Consider the following 23443-nt stretch of genomic DNA (forward strand, 5'->3'; position numbering starts at 1 on the left):
TCCCAAGGAGGCTGGAGAGCGAACATGACCATGAGCTACCAGCAACAACAGCTGCTGCAGGCCGCCACGGGCCGAGCCGCCATCCTGAACCTGAACGCGCGGCACAATCGCGCGTTCTCGGCCGGCGATCGCGACCGGTGGATCGCGACGTTCCGCCACTCGGGCGCCAGTTACGCCCGCGACGGCGAGGTGTTCACCGACCTGCGGCCGGCCTTCCACGGCGGCGACGGACAACGCCTGGTGACGCTGGACCACGAGATCCACGTCGACGGGGTCAACGCCACCCAGCATTGCGTCGCAGTGCTTTTCGCCAACATGTACGGCGACACCACACTGCGGGCAACCGGAAGCTACCGGGACGCGCTGGTCTACGAGCGGGGCGCGTGGTACTTCGCCTCCCGCGAACTCACCTGGGACGTGGTGCCGAGCCGCCACCCGCTCGTCATGTGAGCGATTACCGACTCGCCTACGGCACCTACGAGGACGCGCTGCGGATGGTCGGCGCGACGAGCGGACCGCGGACCGCGGCGACCCCGGTCAGCGGGGCGCGCATCCAGATGTTCGCCGCCATGGTGCACGACGGCAACCGATCGTATTGGGATGCCGGGTTCGCCCGGCGCCGGTGGGGCGGTGCGCCGGCCCCGCCGGCGCTGTTGATGGGCTGGCTGATACCGCCGCCGTGGCAGCCCGCCGGCCAGGGAAGCGCCCGGCCGGCATCACTGGCGCTGCGAGTCCCGTTGCCGGGCAGCACCTTCATCAACGCGGCCAACGACTGCGAGTTCCTGCGGCCCATCCTCGAGGGCGACGTGCTCACCGTCGTCGAGGAACTGGTGTCGGTTTCGCCGGAGAAGCGGACGCGGCTCGGTACCGGTCATTTCGTCGAGACGCTGGAAACCTATCGCCGCCAGGACGGGACGGTGGTGGCCACCTGCCGGAACACCCTGTTCAGGTTCACCCCCGGGGACGCCGCGTGAGCGGGTCGGGCCTGGACTGGGACGACGTCGTCGTTCCGGTCGATCTGCCGGAGGTCGTCGACCCCATCAGCTATCAGCGGGTGGTCGAGAATGCCGGGGCGACATGGGACTACTTCCCCGGCCACTTCGACCCCGACTACGCCCGTAGTCAGGGAAACCCGACGATCTACGTCAACACGATGCACCTTGCCGGGTTCGCCGACCGCGTCGCGACCGACTGGGCCGGCCCGGGCAGTCGGGTGGTACGCCGCGCGATGCGGTTGGCCGGCCCGATCTTCGCCGGCGACACGATGGTCGGCAGGGGCCGGGCGGTGGCCAAGCGGCGCGACACCTCGGTGGACCCGCCGCGCCGTCTGGTCGACGTGCGGATCGAGGTGACCAATCAGCACGGCGCGCTGTGCTGCCCGGTCGAGCTCACCCTGGAGATGCCCGAAACACGTTGACAATCAACGAGGCAACGGTGGCATCTTCCCCCGGGACACCACGGACTGCAACTCCACGTATTCGTCGAGGCCCTCCGGGCCGAACTCGCGCCCGATGCCGGACTGCTTGAAGCCCCCGAACGGGGTGCCGGTGTCGAGCATGTACATGTTGACGCCGTAGGTGCCGGTGCGCACCCGGGCGGCGACTTCGAGACCGTGCGCGGTGTCGGCGGTCCACACCGAGCCGGCCAGCCCGTAATCGCTGTCGTTGGCGATCCGGATCGCGTCGGCCTCGTCGCGGTAGCGCAGCACGGTCAACACCGGGCCGAAGATCTCCTCCCGGGCGATGCGCATGTCGTTGGTGGCGTCGGTGAACAGCGTCGGCCGCACATACCAGCCCCGCCCGGCCGGCGCGTCGTCGCCGCCGACGACGATGCGCGCGCCCTCGTGTAGGCCGCACCGGATGTAGTCCCGCACCCGGTGCTGTTGTCGTTGCGCGACAAGGGGACCGATGTCGGTGGCCTCGTCGGCGGGGTCGCCGACGCGCAGCCCCGCCATCATGTCGGCCAGCGCGTCGACGACCTCGTCGTGCCGTCGTTCGCTGACCAGGATGCGGGTCTGCGCGACGCAGGCTTGCCCGTTGTTCATCAGGCCGGCGGTCTTCAGCCCTGCCACGGTCTTGCCGACGTCGGCGTCGTCGAGGACGATCGCCGCCGACTTGCCGCCCAGCTCCAGGCTCACCCGCTTGAGCTGCTCGCCGCACACCGCCGCGATCCGGCGCCCGGTGGCGCTGGATCCGGTGAACGCCACCTTGTCCACCCCGCGATGGCGCACCAGCGCCTCCCCGGCGTCCGGTCCGCCGGGCAGTATCGAGACGACCCCGTCGGGCAGGCCGATCCGCTCGATCATCTCGGCCAGCCACAAGGCGTCCAGGGGTGTTTCGGGTGCCGGCTTGACGACCACCGAGCAGCCGGCGATCAGGGCGGGAATCAGCTTGGGCATGATCAGGAACTGCGGCACGTTCCACGGCACGATGGCGCCGACCACCCCGACCGGAGCCCTGTTCAGATGCACCTCGCCCAGCACGCCCTGGCGGCGTTCCGCCCAGGGATAGTCGCGGGCGACAGCCAGCGCGCGGTGCATCATCGCCGCCGCGCCCGCCGCCTGGCCCAGCCTGCTGAAGCTGCGCGGCGACCCCATCTCCTCGGTGATGAGGTCGGCCATCTCGTCGAGATGTTGGGAGTAGATCGCGGCGAGCTGCTCGATCGCGGCCATCCGCTCGGCGGGGGCCAGGCGCGGCCACGGGCCGTGGTCGAAAGCGTGCCGCGCCGCGGTGACGGCCGCGTCGATGTCGTCGGGTCCTGCCGCCTGGACGTGGCCGATCGACTCTTCGGAATGCGGCGAAATGACGTCCAGTCGGCGGGGGTTGGCGGGCTTGCGCCATTGGCCCCCGAGGAAGACCGCGTCGTAGGAACGGTGGCCGGAGCTTTTCGTCATCGTTGACGCTAACATGGCCGGATACGACGTGAACCAGGTCACCGAGGCGTGAAATGAACGACGACTGGCGCACTTACCCGTTCCAGTTGGTGCCCGGTGACGCCCAATTGGAGTTTCCTGCCGCCGAAGGCGAACATCCCGATCAGGAGTCGGACACCTGGTTCATCGGTGGCCAACTCGACTCGGCCGGCAGCGACCGGTCGTTCGCGTTCCTGACCATCTTCAACAAGAACCGCCCCGGCGCAACGGTGGTCGCGGATTTCTACACGATGGCGCTCTTCGATCTGGACAGCGGCGACTACGGCACCTACACCGACTACGACATGCCGCCGGCCAGCCTCCAACCGGGCGCCCGGCCCAAGCTGGCCATGGCGCCGGGGTATCTCGACGTCAGCTACCGCAGTGGCGCCGGCACCGCGTCGTGGGCCACGTGCCGCAACGGCGACGGCGGGCTGTTGCCCTACACCTACCGCGTCAGCCTGGTGGGCGAGGACCAGTCCGGCCAGCCCATGCGGCTGGACCTGGCCGTGACACCGACGCGTGCGCCGACACCGGTGGGGGCCTCGACCTACAACGGAAAGATCTGCTGCTTCGGCCAGAACGACACGTACTCCTATTTCCAGAGCGGGATGAAGATGACCGGAACCCTGCGCTGGGGCGATGTGGTCGAGCAGGTATCCGGCAGCGGCGGGCACGTCGACCGGCAGTGGTTCCCGAAGTATGCCGGCGGCGGCGGAACCGGCGGCGACCCGCGGGCCGCGTCCCACGAGTGGCGCACCATCAACCTCGACAACGGCGTCGACCTGAGCATCTGGCACCAGTTCGACCGCACGAACCGCAATGCGCTGCAGCCGTTCTCCGGGGTGACGACGAGCTGCCCCGACCCCGGCGTGGAGCCCGCGCTGCCGCCGCAGTGCGCCGAGGACGTCGAGGTCACGGTGAGCAGCTATGTCCGGTGGCCGGAGGCGGTGCGCCCGCTCGTGCGCCCGCTCGCCGCGGGCCGCTATTTGCCCGATCGGCACCGGATCACCAGCGCGGCAATGCAACTCGATCTCGTCGGGGAACCGTTGGTGGCCGCACCGGCGCACGGCCTGCCGATCGAGTACATGGAGGGTCCGTACCGCTACCGGGGAAGCTGTGGGGCGAGCCGGTCACCGGCTTCGCGTTCTACGAGCGGTCGCTGGCGCTGTACCGGGACTGGGAACTCGTCGACGTGCTTGCCGCCGTCGTCGGCGGCGCCGAATCGATTGACCCGCAACTACAGAGCCTCGCAGACCAGCTCGCGGCGTTGGTGGCAGACGGCCGCCGCGGCGAGGCGATCGAGCTGTTGGCCCGGGTGCCCTCCGGTCACGACGACACGGTGGCCACCCTTCTCGGGGACCTCGTCGCGGCGCTGTCCGACGCTTTCTAGGCGGCTCGCGCGGAGACTGTTAATCCGCGGGCCGCCCGCTTCCTCGACGAGATGGCGGTCCAGACCGCGCGCCGCGGCCTGGACGTGGTCAGCGTCATCGTCCTGCCGGGCGCAAAGCGGTTGCAGACCGGGGATGCGCCAACGTAGTGCAGCCAATGTGATGCAACCAATGTGATGCACATGTGATCGTTGGGATCAATGTGTCTGGTGATAGTTGTGTCGTACCCTGAAGCCCATGTCGGTCTCGCGGCGCGACGTGCTCAAGTTCGCCGCCGCGACCCCGGGACTGGTGGGTTTCGGCGTCGCGGCGGCATCGCTGCGCGCCGCGACGGCGTCGGCCGCGCTCGGCACGCTGCTGGACTACGCGGCCGGCGTCATCCCCGCAAGCGAGATCCGGGCGGCCGGGGCGGTGGGATCGATCCGGTACGTGTCGGATCGGCGGCCCGGTGGTAACTGGATGCTCGGCAAGCCGATCCAGGCCGGCGAAGCGCGCGACCTCTCCAGCAATGGGCTCAAGATCGTGTCCTGCTACCAGTACGGCAAGGGCAGCACCTCCGACTGGCTGGGTGGGGCCGCGGCCGGCGTGGAGCACGCCCGTCGCGGCATGCAGTTGCACGCCGCCGCCGGAGGTCCGCCCGGCGCTCCCATCTACGCCTCGATCGACGACAATCCGTCCTACGAGCAGTACAAGCAGCAGGTCGCTCCCTACCTGCGGTCCTGGGAGTCGGTGATCGGGCACCAGCGCACCGGTGTGTACGCCAACTCCAAGACCATCGACTGGGCGCTGCAGGACGGTTTGGGGTCCTACTTCTGGCAGCACAACTGGGGTTCCCCCGTGGGCTACACCCATCCGGCCGCGAATCTTCATCAGTTCGAGATCGACAAGCGCAGTGTCGGCGGCGTTGGGGTGGACCTCAATCAAATCCTCAAGCCCCAATTCGGGCAGTGGACCTAGGCCGTCGGCACCGGGTCCAGCAAACAATCGCCCGCTGAGGGCGGGGTGCAGCCGAGATCTGGTGACGCCTCGACGGCAAGGTTGCTCGCGCGCGAGACGCGACCGAAGGCCGAAATCCTTAATATAACGATTCCATAACAATAGCGCTTTGAACAGCGAAGTTATAGCTACTCGACCGTAACCACCTACATGCAGCGAGTTTGTTCGCCGCGCTCGCGCGCGCGGTTTGACCCGGTGTTACCCAGGACATGGTTACCCGTGCGTAGAACTCACCAGTAACCAATCAGCTGGGAAAAAGGGCACCGATCCTTATGACACTCTTATTACAGCCCAAGCAGTCCGCCGCGCCGATCGACCGAGGGGGCGGGCCCGTCGACGACGACCAGGGTGCCGGCCCGAACCGACAAAAGACGCATGTAGGGGAGACGTAGAACGTGACGATCCACGAGCACGACCGGGTGTCCGCCGACCGCGACGGGCACGGCCCGCAGGGCACCCACGCTCTGGTCGACCGTCTGACGGCCGGCGAGCCGTACGCGGTGGCGTTTGGCGGGCAGGGCAGCGCCTGGCTGGAGACGCTCGAGGAGCTGGTGTCCTCGGCCGGGATCGAGACAGACCTGGCGACGCTGGTCGGCGAGGTGGAGCTGCTGCTCGAGCCGGTGGCCAAAGAGCTGGTCGTGGTGCGTCCGATCGGCTTCGAGCCGTTGCAGTGGGTGCGCGCGCTGGCAGCCGAGGACCCCGTTCCCGCGGACAAGCACCTGACCTCGGCGGCCGTCTCGGTGCCCGGGGTACTGCTGACCCAGATCGCGGCCATGCGCGCCCTGGCGCGCCAGGGCATGGACCTGACGGCCACCCCGCCGGCGGCTCTGGCGGGCCATTCCCAGGGCGTGCTCGCGGTCGAGGCGCTGCGGGCCTTGAAGGACGGGGCCGGCCGCGACGCCGAGCTGCTGGCCATGGCGCAGCTGATCGGCGCGGCGGGCACGCTGGTGGCACGGCGGCGCGGCATCGCCGTCCTCGGCGACCGCCCGCCGATGGTGTCGGTCAGCAACGCCGATCCCGAGCGCATCGGGCACCTGCTCGACGAGTTCGCACAGGACGTCCGGACCGTGCAGCCTCCGGCCCTGTCCATCCGCAACGGCCGGCGTTCCGTCGTCATCACCGGCACCCCGGAGCAGCTGTCGCGCTTCGAGCTCTACTGCCGCCAGATCTCGGAGAAGGAGGAGGCCGACCGCAAGAGCAAGGTCCGCGGCGGCGACGTCTTCGCGCCGGTCTTCGACCCGGTGCAGGTGGAGGTCGGCTTCCACACCCCGCGGCTGGCCGACGGCATCGACATCGTCGGCGCCTGGGCAGAAAAGGCCGGCCTCGATGTGGCGCTGGCCCGTCACCTCACCGAGGCCATCCTGGTGAGACCCGTCGACTGGGTCGCGGAGATCACCCGGGTGCACGAGTCCGGAGCCCGCTGGATCCTCGACCTGGGACCCGGAGACATCTTGACCCGGCTGACCGCGCCGGTGATCCGGGGGCTGGGCATCGGCATCGTGCCCGCGGCCACCCGCGGCGGCCAGCGCAACCTGTTCACCGTCGGGGCCGTCCCCGAGGTGGCCCGCGCCTGGTCGAGCTACGCCCCGACCGCGGTGCGGCTGCCCGACGGACGCGTCAAGCTCTCCACGAAGTTCACCCGGCTGACCGGCCGCTCGCCGATCCTGCTGGCGGGCATGACCCCGACCACCGTCGACGCCAAGATCGTCGCCGCCGCCGCCAACGCCGGGCACTGGGCCGAACTCGCCGGCGGCGGGCAGGTCACCGAGGAGATCTTCGCCGACCGCGTCGAGGAGCTGTCCGAACTGCTCGAGCCCGGCCGCACGTACCAGTTCAACGCGCTGTTCCTCGATCCGTACCTGTGGAAGCTGCAGGTGGGCGGCAAGCGCCTGGTGCAGAAGGCCCGCCAATCCGGCGCGGCGATCGACGGCCTGGTGATCAGCGCCGGCATCCCCGAGCTCGAGGAAGCCGTCGAGCTGATCGAAGAGCTCAACGACGTCGGCATCACCCACGTCGTGTTCAAACCCGGCACCGTCGAGCAGATCCGCTCGGTCATCCGCATCGCGACCGAGGCGCCCACCAAGCCGGTGATCGTTCACATCGAGGGTGGCCGTGCCGGCGGTCACCACTCCTGGGAGGACCTCGACGACCTCCTGCTGGCCACCTACTCGGAGCTGCGGTCGCGGCCGAACATCACAGTGTGCGTCGGCGGGGGCATCGGCACCCCCGAGCGCGCGGCCGACTACCTGTCCGGGCGCTGGGCGCAGAGCTACGGGTTCCCGTTGATGCCTGTCGACGGCATCCTGGTCGGCACCGCGGCCATGGCGACGCTCGAGGCCACGACGTCGCCGTCGGTCAAACGGATGCTGGTCGACACCCAGGGCACCGACCAGTGGATCGGTGCCGGCAAAGCACAGGGCGGCATGGCCTCCAGCCGCAGCCAGCTCGGTGCGGACATCCACGAGATCGACAACAGCGCCTCGCGCTGCGGCCGGCTGCTCGACGAGGTCGCCGGCGACGCCGAGGCGGTCGCCGAGCGTCGCGACGAGATCATCGCGGCGATGGCAAAAACCGCCAAGCCGTATTTCGGCGACGTCGCGGACATGACCTACCTGCAGTGGCTGCGGCGTTACGTCGACCTGGCGATCGGCGACGGCGACTCGACCGCCGACACCGCCGCACCGGGCAGCCCGTGGCTGGCCGACACCTGGCGCGACCGGTTCGAGCAGATGCTGCAGCGCGCCGAGGCGCGGCTGCACCCGCAGGATCACGGCCCCATCGAAACCTTGTTCGCCGACCCGGCGCTGCTGGAGAGCCCGGAGGCGGCGATCGAACTGCTGCTCGCTCGCTACCCCGACGCGGACACCGTGCAGCTGCATCCGGCGGACGTGCCGTTCTTCGTCACGCTGTGCAAGGCGCCGGGCAAGCCGGTCAACTTCGTGCCCGTCATCGACAAGGACGTGCGGCGCTGGTGGCGCAGCGACTCGCTGTGGCAGGCGCACGACGCCCGCTACGACGCCGACCAGGTGTGCATCATCCCGGGTATCGCGGCCGTCGCCGGTATCACCCGGCTGGACGAGCCCGTCGGGGAGTTGCTGGACCGCTTCGAGCAGGCCGCCATAGATGAAGTGCTCGCCGCCGGAACCGAGCCGCAGGCCGTCACCTCGCGCCGGCTGGGCCGCCCCGACGTGACCGGTCCGCTGGCCACCGTCCTGGACGCGCCGGACGTGCTGTGGGCCGGGCGCACCGTCACCAACCCGGTGCACCGCATCGCCGAGCCGTCCGGTTGGCAGGTGCACGACGGACCCGAAAGCCGCTGCGCCACACACTCGTCCACCGGCGCTCGGCTGCAGGTGGAGGCAGGCGACCGGGTGGTGCTCGCCGTCCCGCTGTCCGGCGTCTGGGTCGACATCCCGTTCACGTTGCCGGCCAACACCGTTGACGGTGGCGCCCCGGTCGTGTCCACCGCCGACGCCAGCGAGGCCATGCGCGCGGTGCTGGCGATCGCCGCCGGTGTGGACGGGCCGGAGTTCCTTCCCGCGGTCGTCGACGGGACGGCCACGGTGGCGGTCGACTGGGACCCTGAGCGGGTCGCCGATCACACCGGGGTCACGGCGATTTTCGGCGAGCCGCTGGCACCCACCCTCACCACCGTGCCCGATGCGCTCGTCGGCCCTTGCTGGCCCGCGGTTTTCGCGGCCGTCGGCGCCGCGACGACCGACACCGGCGTTCCGGTCGTCGAGGGCTTGCTCAGCCTGGTGCACCTGGACCATGCCGCCCGTCTGGTCGGACCGCTGCCCGCTAGCCGGGCCCAATTGGTCATCACCGCAACGGCTTCCCCGGCCGTCGACACCGACATGGGCCGGGTTGTCGGAGTGTCGGTGTCGATCGCGACGGCCGCCGGCGAGGTGATCGCCACCCTTCACGAACGGTTCGCCATCCTCGGGCGCACCGGGGCCTCCGAGCTCACCGACCCGGCCCGCGCCGGGGATGCGGTCTCGCAGAACGCCAACGACACCCCCCGTCGGCGCCGCCGCGACGTGACGCTGAGCGCGCCGGTGGACATGCGCCCCTTCGCGATGGTCTCCGGCGACCACAACCCCATCCACACCGACCGCGCGGCGGCGCTGCTGGCGGGGCTGGGATCGCCGATCGTGCACGGCATGTGGCTCTCGGCCGCCGCGCAGCATGCGGTGACGGCCACCGACGGTCAGGCCCGCCCACCGGCCCGGCTGGTCGGCTGGACCGCCCGTTTTCTGGGCATGGTCCGCCCCGGCGACCAGGTCGACTTCCGCGTCGACCGCGTCGGAATCGACCAGGGCGCCGAGGTTTTGGAGGTCGTCGCCCGCATCGGCTCGGACCTCGTGATGTCGGCGACCGCCCGGCTGGCCGCCCCCAAGACGGTCTACGCGTTCCCCGGCCAGGGCATCCAGCACAAGGGCATGGGCATGGAGGTCCGGGCCCGCTCCAAGGCGGCCCGCAAGGTGTGGGACAAGGCCGACAAGTTCACCCGCGACGTCCTGGGCTTCTCGGTGCTGAACGTGGTGCGCGACAACCCGACCAGCATCATTGCCGGCGGCGTGCACTACCACCACCCCGAGGGCGTGCTGTACCTGACGCAGTTCACCCAGGTCGCGATGGCGACGGTGGCCGCGGCGCAGGTCGCCGAGATGCGCGAGCAGGGCGCCTTCGTCGAGGGCGCGATCGCCTGCGGCCACTCGGTCGGCGAGTACACGGCCCTGGCCTGCGTCAGCGGCATCTTCGAACTGGAAGCGTTGTTGGAAGCGGTTTTTCACCGCGGCTCGAAGATGCACGACATCGTCCCGCGCGACGAGCTGGGCCGCTCCAACTACCGGCTGGCGGCCATCCGGCCCTCCCAGATCGACCTGCCCGACGACGAGGTCCGCGGCTTCGTCGCCGACATCGCGGCAAGCGCCGGTGAGTTTCTCGAGATCGTCAACTTCAACCTGCGGGGCTCCCAGTATGCGATCGCCGGCACGGTGCGGGGCCTGGAGGCGCTGGAGGCGGAGGTGGAGCGACGCCGCGAGATCACAGGCGGCAAGCGGTCGTTCATCCTGGTTCCGGGGATCGACGTGCCGTTCCACTCGCGGGTGCTGCGAGTCGGGGTGGCCGACTTCCGGCGCGCGCTGGAGCGGATCATGCCGCGCGACAAGGATCCCGACATCATCATCGGGCGCTACATCCCCAACCTCGTGCCCCGCCCGTTCACCCTCGATCGCGACTTCGTCCAGGAGATCCGCGATCTGGTGCCGGCCGAGCCGCTCGACGAGATCCTCGCCGACTACGACACCTGGCGTAACGAGAAGCCGCGCGAGCTGGCCCGCAAGGTGCTGATCGAGTTGTTGGCGTGGCAATTCGCCAGCCCGGTGCGCTGGATCGAGACGCAGGACCTGTTGTTCACCGAGGAGGCCGCCGGAGGCCTGGGTGTCGAGCGGTTCGTCGAGATCGGCGTGAAGTCCGCGCCGACCGTCGCCGGCCTGGCCACCAACACCCTCAAGCTGTCCGAGTACGCCCACAGCACAGTCGAAGTGCTCAACGCCGAACGTGACGCCGCCGTGCTGTTCGCCAACGACACCGACCCCGAGCCGGAGCCCGACGATGCGCCCGAACCGGTGGCCGAGAGCGCCGTCGCCGTCGCCGTCGACGCGGCCCCGGCCCCCGTTGCGGTGCCGTCGGCATCCTCGGGCGGGGTCCGCCCGGACGACATCGCATTCGATGCCGCCGATGCCACGCTGGCGCTGATTGCGCTGTCGGCCAAGATGCGCATCGATCAGATCGAGGAACTGGACTCCATCGAGTCGATCACCGACGGCGCGTCGTCGCGGCGCAACCAGCTGCTGGTCGACCTGGGGTCGGAGCTGAACCTGGGAGCCATCGACGGCGCTGCCGAGGCCGACCTGGCGGCGCTCCGCGCGCAGGTGACCAAGCTGGCGCGCACCTACAAGCCTTACGGCCCGGTGCTTTCCGACGCGATCAACGACCAGCTGCGCACCGTTCTGGGGCCGTCGGGCAAGCGGCCCGGCGCGATCGCCGAGCGGGTCAAGAAGACCTGGGAGCTCGGCGACGGCTGGGCCAAGCACGTGACCGTCGAGGTGGCGCTGGGCACCCGCGAAGGCACCAGCGTGCGCGGCGGTGCCATGGGCCACCTGCACGAGGGAGCCCTGGCCGACGCCGCCACCGTCGACAGGATCGTCGACGCCGCGGTGGCTTCCGTGGCTGCGCGCCGAGGCATTTCGGTCGCGCTGCCGTCGGCGGGCGGTGGCGGCGGCGCGACCGTGGACGCTGCCGCGCTGGGCGAGTTCACCGAGCAGATCACCGGCCGCGACGGCGTACTGGCCGCGGCGGCCCGCCTGGTGCTGGGTCAGTTGGGCCACGACGAGCCGGTCAGCGCGCTACCGGCGGCCACGGATGCCGAACTCATCGACCTGGTCACCGCCGAACTGGGTGCGGACTGGCCGCGTCTGGTCGCGCCGGTGTTCGACGCCCGCAAGGCCGTCGTCTTCGACGACCGCTGGGCCAGCGCGCGTGAGGATCTGGTCAGGCTGTGGCTGGCCGACGAGGCCGAGATCGACGCCGACTGGCCGCGTCTCTCGGAGAGGTTCGAGGGTGCCGGACATGTCGTCGCGACCCAGGCCACCTGGTGGCAGGGTAAGGCGCTGGCCGCCGGGCGTCAGATTCACGCGGCGCTGTACGGCCGCATCGCCGCCGGGGCCGAGAACCCGGAGCCGGGCCGCTACAGCGGTGAAGTCGCCGTGGTCACCGGCGCCTCGAAGGGATCGATCGCCGCGTCGGTGGCCGCGCGACTGCTCGACGGCGGTGCCACGGTCATCGCGACGACGTCCAAGCTCGACGAGGAACGGCTGGCGTTCTACCGCGGGCTGTACCGCGACCATGCTCGCTACGGTGCGGCGCTGTGGGTGGTCGCGGCCAACATGGGGTCCTACGCCGACATCGACGCGCTGGTCGAGTGGGTCGGGACCGAACAGACGGAAAGCCTTGGGCCGCAGTCCATTCATATCAAGGACGCGCAGACGCCCACGTTGCTGTTTCCGTTCGCGGCGCCGCGGGTGGCCGGCGACCTGTCCGAGGCCGGTGCGCGCTCGGAGATGGAGATGAAGGTGCTGCTGTGGGCGGTGCAGCGGCTGATCGGCGGGCTGTCGAAGATCGGCGCCGAGCGCGACATCGCGTCGCGGCTGCACGTGGTGCTGCCCGGCTCACCCAACCGCGGCATGTTCGGCGGCGACGGCGCCTACGGCGAAGCCAAGTCCGCGCTGGACGCCGTGGTGTCCCGGTGGCACGCGGAGTCGTCGTGGTCGCAGCGGGTCAGCCTGGCGCATGCGCTGATCGGCTGGACCCGCGGCACCGGGCTGATGGGCCACAACGACGCCATCGTCACCGCGGTTGAGGAGGCCGGCGTCACCACGTACTCCACCGACGAGATGGCCGCGATGCTGCTGGACCTGTGCGATGTGGAATCCAAGGTGGCGGCGGCGCATTCGCCCATGAAGGTCGACCTGACGGGCGGACTCGGCGAGGTGGAACTGGACATGGCCGAGCTGGCCGCCAGGACGCGCGAGCAGGCCGCGCCGCCCGAGGAGGCCGAGACCGGGCAGTCCGCGCACACCATCGCCGCGCTGCCGTCCCCGCCGCGCGGATTCACTCCGGCGCCGCCCCCGCACTGGGATGACCTCGACGTCGACCCGGCCGACCTGGTGGTCATCGTCGGCGGTGCCGAACTCGGCCCGTACGGCTCGTCGCGCACCCGCTTCGAGATGGAGGTCGCGGGCGAGCTGTCGGCGGCCGGCGTCCTCGAGCTGGCCTGGACGACCGGCCTGATCCGCTGGGAAGACGACCCCAAGCCGGGTTGGTACGACACCGAGACGGGTGAGCTGATCGACGAGGCCGAGCTCGTCGAGCGCTATCACGACGCCGTCGTACAGCGTTGCGGCATCCGCGAGTTCGTCGACGACGGCGCGATCGACCCCGACCACGCCTCGCCGCTGCTGGTGTCGGTGTTCCTGGACAAGGACTTCTCCTTCGTCGTCTCCTCGGAGGCCGACGCCCGCGCCTTCGCCGAGTTCGACCCCGAGCACACGGTCGTGCGGCCCGTTCCCGACTCCACCGACTGGCAGGTGATCCGCAAGGCGGGCACCGAGATTCGGGTGCCGCGAAAGACCAAGCTGTCGCGGACCGTCGGCGCGCAGATCCCGACCGGGTTCGACCCGACGGTGTGGGGAATCAGCCAGGACATGGCCAGTTCCATCGACCGGGTGGCCCTGTGGAACATCGTCGCGACGGTCGACGCGTTCCTGAGCGCCGGATTCAGCCCGGCCGAGGTCATGCGTTATGTCCACCCCAGCCTGGTGGCCAGCACCCAGGGCACGGGCATGGGCGGCATGACGTCGATGCAGACGATGTATCACGGCAACCTGCTGGGCCGCAGCAAGCCCAACGACATCTTGCAGGAAGTTCTGCCGAATGTTGTTGCCGCACACGTGGTTCAGTCCTACATTGGCAGTTACGGGTCGATGATCCACCCGGTCGCCGCGTGCGCGACGGCCGCGGTGTCGGTCGAGGAGGGCGTCGACAAGATCCGGCTGGGCAAGGCCGAACTGGTGGTGTCCGGTGGTTTGGACGACCTGACGTTGGAGGCCATCATCGGCTTCGGCGACATGGCGGCCACCGCCGACACCGCGATGATGCGCGGCCGCGGCATCGCCGACTCGAAGTTCTCCCGCCCCAACGACCGGCGCCGGCTGGGCTTCGTGGAGGCTCAGGGCGGTGGGACCATCCTGCTGGCCCGCGGTGACTTGGCCCTGAAGATGGGGTTGCCGGTGCTGGCGGTGGTGGCTTACGCGCAGTCGTTCGGCGACGGGGTGCACACCTCGATCCCGGCGCCGGGGCTGGGCGCACTGGGCGCAGGCCGCGGCGGCAAGCACTCCCCGCTGGCGCGTGCGCTGGCCAAGCTGGGCGTGGGCGCTGACGACGTCGCGGTGATCTCCAAGCATGACACCTCTACGCTGGCCAACGATCCCAACGAGACCGAGCTGCACGAGCGGCTGGCGGACTCGCTGGGCCGCTCACCGGGCGCGCCGCTGTTCGTGGTGTCGCAGAAGAACCTGACCGGGCACGCCAAGGGCGGCGCTGCGGTGTTCCAGATGATGGGCCTGTGCCAGATGCTGCGCGACGGGGTGATCCCGCCCAACCGCAGCCTGGACTGCGTCGACGAGGAGCTGGCCGGCTCCGCACACTTCGTGTGGGTGCGCGACACGCTGCGGCTCGGCGAGAAGTTCCCGCTCAAGGCCGGCATGCTGACCAGCCTGGGCTTCGGGCACGTATCCGGCCTGGTGGCGCTGGTGCACCCGCAGGCGTTCATCGCGTCGCTGGATCCCGGGCAGCGCGCCGACTACCAGCGTCGCGCGGACGCCCGCCTGCTGGCCGGCCAGCGTCGGCTGGTCTCGGCCATCGCCGGCGGCGAGCCGATGTACCAGCGACCGCCGGACCGCCGCTTCGACCACGACGCACCGGAGAAACGCCAGGAGGCGGCGATGCTCCTGGATCCGGCCGCCCGGCTGGGTAGGGACGGGGCATACCAGGTGTCCGCGGGATGACCCGCCCGATCCGTTAGCCTGGCGATCCATGGGCATCGTCGGAGTGGGGATCGACCTGGTTTCCATTCCTGATTTCGCCGAGCAGGTCGACCAGCCCGGAACGATCTTCTCGGAGACCTTCACCCCGGGCGAGCGTCGCGACGCCTCGGACAAGAGTTCGTCGGCGGCACGGCACCTGGCGGCCCGCTGGGCGGCCAAGGAGGCGGTGATCAAGGCCTGGTCGGGGTCGCGGTTCGCCCAGCGGCCGGTGTTGCCGGAGGCCATCCACCGCGACATCGAGGTGGTCACCGACATGTGGGGACGGCCGCGGGTGCGGCTGACCGGCGACATCGCCAAGCACCTGACCGACGTCACGATCCACGTGTCGCTGACCCACGAGGGCGACACCGCGGCCGCGGTCGCCATCCTGGAGATTCCGTAACCTCAACCGCGAGTGTGCGTGTTTGTACGCGACACGCCGATGATGAGCGGCATTCTGCGCACGCTCGCGCGGAGAAAGCGGAGAAAGGGGAGACCATGGGCGGTCTTGTCGAGCGCGTCCGCGACGTGTTGCCGTCGGTGCGGCGCGATCTCGAGGACCTGGTGCGCATCGAGTCCGTGTGGGCCGACCCCGCGCGGCGGCCCGAGGTGCACCGCAGCGCGCACGCGGTGGCGGATCTGCTGTCGCAGGCCGGGTTCGGCGACGTGCGCATCGTCAGCGAGGGTGGCGCGCCGGCCGTCATCGCCCGGCATCCGGCCCCGCCCGGCGCCCCGACGGTGTTGCTCTACGCCCACCACGATGTGCAGCCCGAAGGGGACGAAAGCCAGTGGGTCTCGCCGCCTTTCGCGCCGACCGAGCGCGACGGCCGGCTCTACGGGCGCGGCAGCGCCGACGACAAGGCCGGCATCGCAACGCATCTGGCGGCGTTCCGGGCGCACGGCGGGCAGCCGCCCGTGGGGGTGACGGTCTTCGTCGAGGGCGAGGAGGAGTCCGGGTCGCCGTCGCTTGGCGCCCTGCTGGCCGCCCACCGCGAGGCGCTGGCCGCCGACGTGATCGTGATCGCGGACTCCGACAACTGGAGCACCGAGGCCCCGTCACTGACGGTGTCGCTGCGCGGGCTGGTCGACTGCGTGGTGGAGGTCGCCACCCTCGACCACGGGCTGCACTCCGGGCTGTGGGGCGGCGTGGTTCCCGACGCGCTCAGCGTGCTGGTGCGGCTGCTGGCCAGCCTGCACGACGACGACGGCAACGTGGCCGTGAAGGGCCTGCACGAAACCGATGTCGCCGGGCTGAACTATCCCGACTTCCCCGCCGAGCGCGTCCGCGCCGACTCGGGTCTGCTGGACGGCGTGTCCGAGATCGGCTCGGGCTCGGTGCCGCAGCGGATGTGGGCCAAACCCGCCATCACGGTGATCGGCATCGACACCACACCGGTCGCGGCGGCCTCGAACACCCTCATCCCGCGGGCCCGGGCCAAGATCAGCATGCGAGTCGCCCCCGGCGGCGACGCCGCGGCGCACCTGGACGCATTGACCGCCCACCTGCAGCGGCATACCCCGTGGGGCGCCCGCGTCAGCGTCACGCCCGGCGACAAGGGCGAGCCGTACGCGATCGACGCCACCGGCCCCGTCTATGCCGAAGTTACGACTGCTTTCGGGCGTTATCTGATTGTTGAACTGGGTAGATGGTTTTGAACCGGCGTAGATATGTAGTCAGAATATGCGGCGTGTCGCCTTCGCGGGAAGTTTGGAATGAAATATGATCGTTGTTATGCCGCGTCAGCAGGGCCGGGTTCACGTAGTCAGAGTCCGGAAGACGCACGTGGACAAGCAGGGCCAGCGCCGCCAGTACACGTCGGCCTACCTGCGGCGCACTTACCGAGACGGCGCTGCGGTGCGCAACGAGACCGTGGCCAACCTGTCGATGCTGCCGCCGGAGTCCGTCGACGCGATCGAGGCGACGCTGAAGGGTCAGACGCTGGTGCCGGCGGGCAGCGAATTCAGCATCGTGCGGTCGCTGCCGCATGGGCACGTGGCCGCGGTCGCGGCGGTAGCGCGCCAGCTGGGCCTGCCCGCGCTGCTGGGCCCGGCCGGGCGCAGACGCGATCTCGTCCTGGCGCTGATCGTCTCGCGGGTGATCCGGCCCGGCTCGAAACTATCCACGCTGGCGTGGTGGCCCGACACCACGTTGGCCACCGACCTGGGGGTGGCCGGCGCATCCACCGACGAGATCTACGCCGCGATGGACTGGCTGGCCGGCCGACAGGGGGCGATCGAGAAAAAGCTCGCGGCCAAACACCTCGCCCCGCAGGTGAATCCGGGCCGGATGGCACTGTTCGATTTGACCAGCGCATGGGTGACCGGCCGGTGTTGCGAGCTGGCCGCGCGCGGCTACTCCCGCGACGGCAAGAAAGGCTGCGAGCAGATCGAGTACGGGGTGCTCACCGATCCGGCCGGGCGCCCGGTCGCGGTGCGGGTGTTCAAAGGCAACACCGCCGACCCGGATGCCTTCACTGAGATCGTCACCGTCATCCGCAACGAGCTGGGCATCCAGCGGTTGGTGTTGGTGGGCGATCGCGGCATGGTCACCTCTGCGCGCATCGACGCGCTGCGCAAGCTCAACGACGACCCCGACACCGCCACCGATTTCGGGTGGATCACCGCGCTGCGCGCCCCGGCGATCGCCAAACTGGCCGCCGACGACGGCCCGCTGCAGATGAGCCTTTTCGACACCCAGGACCTGGCCGAGATCACCCATCCCGACTACCCCGGCGAACGGCTGATCGCCTGCCGCAACCCCGCGCTGGCCGCCGAACGCGCCCGCAAACGCAGCGACCTGCTCAACGCGACCGAGAAACTACTCGCCGCGATCGCCGACCGGGTCAACCGCGGCACCCTGCGCGGGGCCGGCAAGATCGGCGAAGTGGTCGGCGCGGCCATCGGGAAGTACAAGATGGGCAAGCACTTTCACCGCGACATCACCGACACCAGCTTCACCTACCGCCGCGACCAGGCCCGCATCGAGGCCGAAGCCGCCCTCGACGGCATCTACGTGCTGCGCACCAGCGTCGACGCCGAGGACCTCGACCCCGGCGCGGTGGTGCAAAGCTACAAGAACCTCGCCAACGTCGAGCGCGACTTTCGCATCATCAAAACCGACGATCTGGACCTGCGGCCCATCCACCACCGTCTCGAGGACCGCGTCAAAGCCCACGTGCTGATCTGCCTGCTCGCCTGCTACCTCATCTGGCACCTGCGCAAAACCTGGGCGCCAATGACATTCACCGACGAGCACCCACCCCAGCGGGATAACCCGGTCGCGCCCGCACAGCGCTCACCCCACGCCGATGCCAAAGCCACCCGCAAGCACGACACCCACGGCAACCCGCTGCGCAGCTTCCGTGGACTGCTCGACCACCTGGCCACATTGACCCGCAACCAGGTCCGCTACCCCGGCGCTAACACCGAAGTCCCCATACTGGCCGAACCCACCCCCGACCAACGCCGCGCCTTCGACCTGCTCAACACCCCGATCCCGCTCACCATCACCGCGTAGCCAGAACAACCACCCCCCAAACCAAACAAATCCCCAGCTCAGCCCAGGTATTCACCCATTTCAGCTACAGTAACTTCGGTCTATGACACCGCGCGGGCGGCGTTCCGGCAGGCCTGGGGCGCCGACCCCATCGACATGGGCATGGGCGGCTCGATCCCGTTCATCGCCGAGTTCGCCGCGGCGTTTCCACGGGCCAAGATTCTGGTGACCGGCGTCGAGGACCCCGGTACCCAGGCGCACAGCGTAAACGAGAGCCTGCATCTTGGCGTGCTGGAACGCGCGGCGATCGCCGAGGCGCTGCTGCTGGCGAACCTGGCCTGATCAGACCGAAAGGTCGCGGCGCAGCTTGGCGACGTGGCCGGTGGCTTTGACGTTGTACTGCGCGACGGCGATCTTCCCCTTCTCGTCGACGACGAAGGTGGACCGGATCACGCCTTGCACGGTCTTGCCGTACATCTGCTTTTCGCCGTAGGCGCCCCAGGCGGTCAACACCTTGCGGTCGGGATCGGACAGCAACGGGAACGTCAGCTTCTCGGCGTCCCGGAACTTCGCCAGCTTCTCCGGCTTGTCGGGTGAGATCCCGACGACGTCGAGGCCGGCCTCGTTGAGCTCGCGCAGGCTGTCGCGGAAGTCGCAGGCCTGTTTGGTGCATCCCGGCGTCGCGGCGGCCGGGTAGAAGTACACGATGACGCGGCGTCCTTTGTAATCGGCCAGCGACACCTTGTTGCCGTCGGCGTCGGGCAGGCTGAAGGCGGGCGCTTTGTCACCCGGCGCCAGCCGAATGGTCTCGGTCAAGGTTCTTCCCTTTCTGTTCACCGCCGCGTCGGCATCGGCGCCAGCTGATCTAGGGTAGTGCCTGACGTGCACCAAGCGGACTTGGAGGACAGAGACGTGGCGGACCGGGATCCCGAGGTCATCAAGCAGGAGATCGACCGCGCGCGTGACCAGCTTGCGGCCACCGTCGATTCGCTCGCCGAGCGCGCCAACCCCCGCCGGCTCGCGGACGACATCAAGGCCCGGGCGATCGAATTCGTCACCAAGCCGGCGGTGATGGTGTCACTGCGGGCGCCGGCACGCTCATCGTCGTGGTGTTGGTGCACCGGGTCAGGAATCGCTGACGGCGCCCGCGCTCGGCTGGACGTGAATCGGAATGTCGTCGGCCCAAGGCTGGGCACCGGCCATGTCGGCGACGTCGACGTAGCCACGTTCGAACTCGCCGGTCGCGGCGTCGACCAGCCGGTATTCCTGCCGCTGCAGGTGGATGGGCTGGGCGTCCAGGATCACCACCCGCACGTCGCCCGGCTCGAATCCGCACCGCTGCTGTAGCGCCCCGATGAGGCACTCGTTGTGCATGTGCCCGTCGCCGAAGTTCCAGCCGAGCACCATGGAGCAGAGGACCTCTCCCTCGCACAGGTTGTAGTCGTCCTCGTCGTAGCCGGCCATCGCGCGATGCGCCAGGGTGAGCAACGCGCGCCCGTGGGTGTTCATGCCGCGGAATGCCAGCGCGAGGTGAAGGGGAATCAGGGTGTCCTCTTTGCTGCCGTACAGCCGCTCGAGTTGCAGGTGCTGCATGGGGCCCAGGGCCCGCGAGCCGGTGCGGAACTTCTCGTCGACCGACGGCTTGACGCACCACAGCGTGGTATCCCAGTTGCCGGCGTAGTAGCGCATGCCGGGCAGGAAGGAAACCTTGCGGGGGAAGAGATTCCCGACGACGACGGTGCCGGCGATGAGCGCGACGAACAGCCACAGCACCCCGAAGATCATGAACACGTTCCACTCCAGCGGCACCCCCATCGGAAAGGCCAGCAAGATGTTGAGGTGGAAGACGATCATGACGAACGATGCGATCGCGGTCGGCCAGCCGCCGCGGGAGAAGAAAAGCACCAGCGGCACCAGGCCTTCCACCGCGGTCGAGAAGTGGGCGATGAACCCGGCCAACGCACTTGGGCGCAGGTCATCCGGATAGTGTCTGAACAACGACCGCTTGAGAACGCCGCTGGGAAGAAGCGGGTTGTTCGCCAGCATGGTCGAGATCACGAACGGGAAGTGCCGGGTGAGCTTGGATGTCGCCGCGCCGATCCAGATCACCATGAACACGACCTTGGCGCCGACGACGATGTCGGCCCCGGTGAACAAGAACACCAGCGCCAGCGGTCCGTAGACCTCACCGCGTGCGGCCAGGAAGATGACCTTGTCGCGCAGGCTGATCGCGGCCAGAACGGCCAGCACCGCGAAGACCTGCCACTGCGGCAGCACACCAATCACGGTTCCCAGCGCGGGAATTGGGCCGGTGCCGTCGGACACCAGCGCGATCGCCAGCAGCACCAGCAGGGCGCCGTAGAGTGAGGCGTCGAACGCGGTCCTGGTGGTGCCCTTGGTCAGCGGAACCCGGCCCGGCCAGGGCGGCAACCGGATGGTGCCGGGGCGCAGCCAGTACAGGATCGAACCGATCGGCGGGAAGTAGCGCCCGGCCAGCGGCCCGAAGCAGCAGCCGAGGCCGACGACCTCGAACAGCATGGTGAACAGCACGGCCTTCTCGAAGACGATCGGCTCCGTCCACCACGCCGTGACGTTCGTGAAGCCGTCGATGCCCCGCGTCGACCACGCGAAAGCCCACGCGCTCAGGACATACAGCGCGATCTTCACCCCGTACATCAGGTGCATCACCAGCGGGGTGCCGAACCCGTTCTGCGCGATGTGGCGTGCCATCGGCATGATCCGCTGGGCGCGCGGGGCCTTGCTCCACTCGGCCATGTCGACGACGGGCAGGTTGGGCTGGATGAAACCCATTGCGGCTCCTCGGCAGCGCTCGCGGTGAGTGTGAGGAAGAAACTACAGCTCACGAACGGCGCTGAGTAGGGAATATGACGGGCCCGCTGGTGAAGTCCGGCTTTGCCGGTCTTCTCGCGCCCGAACGATTCAGTGGAACGGGAAAAAAATCGGCACCAGCAACGGGGTCGCAATCAGCAACAGGACGGTCAGGGGCGCGCCAAGCCGCATGAAGTCGGTGTACCGGTAGCCGCCCATCGCCCACACGATGGTGTTGGTCTGGTAGCCGATGGGCGTCAGGAACGACTGGGTCGCCCCGAACATCACGACCACGGCGAACGGCAAGGCGTTCAGCCCCACCTGCTCGGCGATCGCGATGGCGATGGGAAACATGAGCGCGGCCGCGGCGGCGTGCGAGATCACCTCGGTCACCAGCATCGTGGCCGCCAGGACGGCCGCGAGTAGGCCGTAGGCGCCCAGCGGCGCCGCGGCGCCGACGACCGTGTGTGCCAGCTTGTGGGCGAGCCCGCTGCTCTCGACCGCGTGTCCGAGCGCGAAACTCGTCGCCATCAGGACCAAGACGTTGAGGTCGATCGACCGGCGCGCGTCCTCGACCGTCACGATCCGGGCTACGACCAGCCCGAACGCGACCAGCAGCGACACCTGCAACAGGCTCAGGAGCCCCGTACCGGCCACGACGACGAGCGCGACGATGCTCAGCTCCACGGCACCGGCGTGCTCGCGCCGAATCGGCCTGTCCCAGTTCAGCGGGGCCACGATGGCGAAGTCGCGGTGCTGGTGAAAGCGCTGGCTGAAGTCGGGCCCCGCCAATACCAGCAGGACGTCTCCGGCCCGGAGACGCACCTCGCCGAGTTTGCCCTTCAGCTGCTCGCTGGCCCGATGGATCGCGACGACCGCCGACCCGTAGCGGCGGCGAAACCCGGCCGCTTTGAGACTCGACCCGGCCAGCGGCGAGCCCGCACCGATCACTGCTTCGACGAACTGACGCTGCGGATTGCGGGCCAGATGGTCGAAGTGGCGGGCCTCCGAGGAGACCAGCCCCGACATGCGCTGCAGATCCAGCACGCGCGCAAGGTTTCCGACGAAGACCAACCGGTCCCCGACGGCCAGTAGCTCGTCGGGTCCGATCGCCGCGATGACCCTGTTCCGGCGCTCGACTTCCACGAGGAAAACGCCTTCGAGGTTGCGCAGGCCCGCTTCGGCGACGGTGGCACCGGCCAGCTCACTGTTGTGGGGGATCGTCATCTCCACGGTGAACTCGCGTTCGGTGCCGGCCAGGCTGTCGCCGGGTGTGGGACGTTTGGGGAGCAGGTGCGGGCCCAGCATCACGAGGAGGGCGACTCCGGCGATGGCGAGGGGCAATCCGATTCCGGTGACCGAGAACAGGCTCAACCTGCCGAGGCCCGCCTTGCCGATGAGATCGTTGACGAACAGGTTGGTCGAGGTCCCGATCATCGTCGTCGAACCGCCCAGCATGATCGCGTAGCTCAATGGCATCAGGTAGTGCGACGGCGATCGTCCGGTGCGTCGACACCAGCGGATCACCCGAGGGGCGAGCATTGCCACCAGTGGGGTGTTGGCGATGAAGGCGGACGCCGCCGCAGACGGTGCGCACGTCCGCAAGAGCTCTCGGCGGGTTTGGACTCGCGTGCCCCTGCCGAGCAGTCGCGAGGTCGCGCCCTCGAAGGCGCCGGTGACATCCGCCGCCCCGGCAACGACGTAGAGCGCGGCGACCACGGCCAGCGACTCGTTGGCGAAGCCTCCGAGAACTTGGCCCTGGTCCACGACCCCCGCCAGATAGAGGGTCAACACCGCGCCGCCCATGACCAGAGGGGGATTGAACCGGTCTCGCACGAGCAGGACTATCGCCACGATGACCACCGCGAGGGTGATCCAGGCATCCGCAGTCATGATCGCTGCCCCTTTTGCCCGCTCGCGCGGGAGGGTCTACGCCGTCCCGCTTTACGCCGTCTCCCGGTTTGCTCAGCCTCGGTTAGGCCAGTAACTGAGTCAATCTAACCGATGCGCTGCGGACGGTGTCGTCGCATCACCGGGACGCCCCACCGCACTCGGGCGGCGCCACCGGAAGGTCCTTGCTATTCGGTCGTCGTCCAGGTCGTGGTGGCCTCCGCCGGAGAGAGGCGTCGTACTGCATCCGCGCTGAAATCGTAAGTCAGCGGCCCCGAAT

The 23443-nt window shown here is 69.3% G+C and carries 11 protein-coding genes and 4 pseudogenes; 11 read left to right on the forward strand and 4 right to left on the reverse strand.

Annotated elements, in window-relative coordinates; all coding sequences use genetic code 11:
• The first annotated feature begins 24 nt into the window (after positions 1–24).
• The 3 genes from AB8998_RS10090 to AB8998_RS10100 are packed head-to-tail and all read left to right on the forward strand — an operon-like array spanning position 25 to position 1417.
• Complete coding sequence (locus AB8998_RS10090; RefSeq protein ID WP_369737795.1) at positions 25–450, forward strand: nuclear transport factor 2 family protein; 426 nt, start codon at positions 25–27, stop codon at positions 448–450.
• A 44-nt stretch (positions 451–494) separates the two neighbouring features.
• A complete protein-coding gene (locus tag AB8998_RS10095; protein WP_369741504.1) occupies positions 495–974 on the forward strand; it encodes an FAS1-like dehydratase domain-containing protein in 480 nt (159 codons plus the stop codon).
• Complete coding sequence (locus tag AB8998_RS10100; protein WP_369737796.1) at positions 971–1417, forward strand: MaoC family dehydratase; 447 nt, start codon at positions 971–973, stop codon at positions 1415–1417. Before AB8998_RS10095 ends, AB8998_RS10100 begins: the two co-directional genes overlap by 4 nt.
• 3 nt (positions 1418–1420) lie before the next feature.
• On the opposite strand, the gene AB8998_RS10105 is transcribed toward AB8998_RS10100, so the two are convergent.
• Entirely contained in the window at positions 1421–2893 is a 1473-nt protein-coding gene (locus AB8998_RS10105; protein ID WP_369737798.1) for an aldehyde dehydrogenase, read from the reverse strand.
• 53 nt (positions 2894–2946) lie between these two features.
• Between AB8998_RS10105 and AB8998_RS10110 the strand changes: the two are divergent.
• The 7 genes and pseudogenes from AB8998_RS10110 to AB8998_RS10140 form a co-directional block, all read left to right on the forward strand.
• A pseudogene (locus AB8998_RS10110) lies at positions 2947–4304 on the forward strand (secreted hydrolase).
• A gap of 235 nt (positions 4305–4539) precedes the next feature.
• Entirely contained in the window at positions 4540–5259 is a 720-nt protein-coding gene (locus AB8998_RS10115; RefSeq protein WP_369737800.1) for a DUF1906 domain-containing protein, read from the forward strand.
• Positions 5260–5693: 434 nt separating this feature from the next.
• Positions 5694–14930: a fatty acid synthase subunit beta domain-containing protein gene (locus AB8998_RS10120; RefSeq protein ID WP_369737803.1), complete on the forward strand. Its 9237-nt coding sequence runs from the start codon at positions 5694–5696 to the stop codon at positions 14928–14930.
• 28 nt (positions 14931–14958) lie between these two features.
• Positions 14959–15351 carry a holo-ACP synthase AcpS gene (gene acpS, locus AB8998_RS10125; protein WP_369737805.1) on the forward strand — a complete coding sequence of 131 codons (393 nt, stop codon included), beginning with the start codon at positions 14959–14961 and terminating at the stop codon, positions 15349–15351.
• 95 nt (positions 15352–15446) lie between these two features.
• Positions 15447–16565 (forward strand): annotated as a pseudogene (locus tag AB8998_RS10130) (M20/M25/M40 family metallo-hydrolase); the annotation flags it as partial.
• A 115-nt stretch (positions 16566–16680) separates the two neighbouring features.
• The gene (locus AB8998_RS10135) at positions 16681–18465 is read left to right on the forward strand and encodes an IS1634 family transposase (RefSeq protein ID WP_369737806.1); all 1785 of its coding nucleotides are present in this window, start codon (positions 16681–16683) and stop codon (positions 18463–18465) included.
• 78 nt (positions 18466–18543) lie between these two features.
• A pseudogene (locus AB8998_RS10140) lies at positions 18544–18786 on the forward strand (dipeptidase); the annotation flags it as partial.
• Here the strand turns inward: AB8998_RS10140 and bcp are convergent.
• A complete protein-coding gene (bcp, locus tag AB8998_RS10145) occupies positions 18787–19260 on the reverse strand; it encodes a thioredoxin-dependent thiol peroxidase (RefSeq protein ID WP_369737807.1) in 474 nt (157 codons plus the stop codon).
• 96 nt (positions 19261–19356) lie between these two features.
• Here bcp and AB8998_RS10150 point away from each other — a divergent pair.
• Positions 19357–19583, forward strand: a pseudogene (locus AB8998_RS10150) (DUF3618 domain-containing protein).
• On the opposite strand, the gene AB8998_RS10155 reads toward AB8998_RS10150, so the two are convergent.
• Together AB8998_RS10155 and AB8998_RS10160 are read right to left on the reverse strand one after the other, a co-directional pair.
• The gene (locus AB8998_RS10155; RefSeq protein ID WP_369737809.1) at positions 19570–21255 is read right to left on the reverse strand and encodes a DUF3556 domain-containing protein; all 1686 of its coding nucleotides are present in this window, start codon (positions 21253–21255) and stop codon (positions 19570–19572) included. The pseudogene AB8998_RS10150 and the gene AB8998_RS10155 sit on opposite strands and share 14 nt — an antisense overlap.
• 129 nt (positions 21256–21384) lie before the next feature.
• Positions 21385–23166, reverse strand: a complete 1782-nt coding sequence (locus AB8998_RS10160; RefSeq protein ID WP_369737811.1) for an SLC13 family permease — start codon at positions 23164–23166, stop codon at positions 21385–21387.
• Positions 23167–23443 lie beyond the last annotated feature (277 nt).

Source organism: Mycobacterium sp. HUMS_12744610 (assembly GCF_041206865.1).
Classification (GTDB): domain Bacteria; phylum Actinomycetota; class Actinomycetes; order Mycobacteriales; family Mycobacteriaceae; genus Mycobacterium; species Mycobacterium servetii.

Coding starts and splice junctions, on each gene's coding strand:
- AB8998_RS10090 (WP_369737795.1), top strand. CDS start 25: ATGACCATGAGCTACCAGCAACAACAGCTGCTGCAGGCCGCCACGGGC.
- AB8998_RS10095 (WP_369741504.1), top strand. CDS start 495: ATGGTCGGCGCGACGAGCGGACCGCGGACCGCGGCGACCCCGGTCAGC.
- AB8998_RS10105 (WP_369737798.1), bottom strand. CDS start 2,893: ATGACGAAAAGCTCCGGCCACCGTTCCTACGACGCGGTCTTCCTCGGG.
- AB8998_RS10115 (WP_369737800.1), top strand. CDS start 4,540: ATGTCGGTCTCGCGGCGCGACGTGCTCAAGTTCGCCGCCGCGACCCCG.
- acpS (WP_369737805.1), top strand. CDS start 14,959: ATGGGCATCGTCGGAGTGGGGATCGACCTGGTTTCCATTCCTGATTTC.
- AB8998_RS10135 (WP_369737806.1), top strand. CDS start 16,681: ATGCCGCGTCAGCAGGGCCGGGTTCACGTAGTCAGAGTCCGGAAGACG.
- AB8998_RS10155 (WP_369737809.1), bottom strand. CDS start 21,255: ATGGGTTTCATCCAGCCCAACCTGCCCGTCGTCGACATGGCCGAGTGG.
- AB8998_RS10160 (WP_369737811.1), bottom strand. CDS start 23,166: ATGACTGCGGATGCCTGGATCACCCTCGCGGTGGTCATCGTGGCGATA.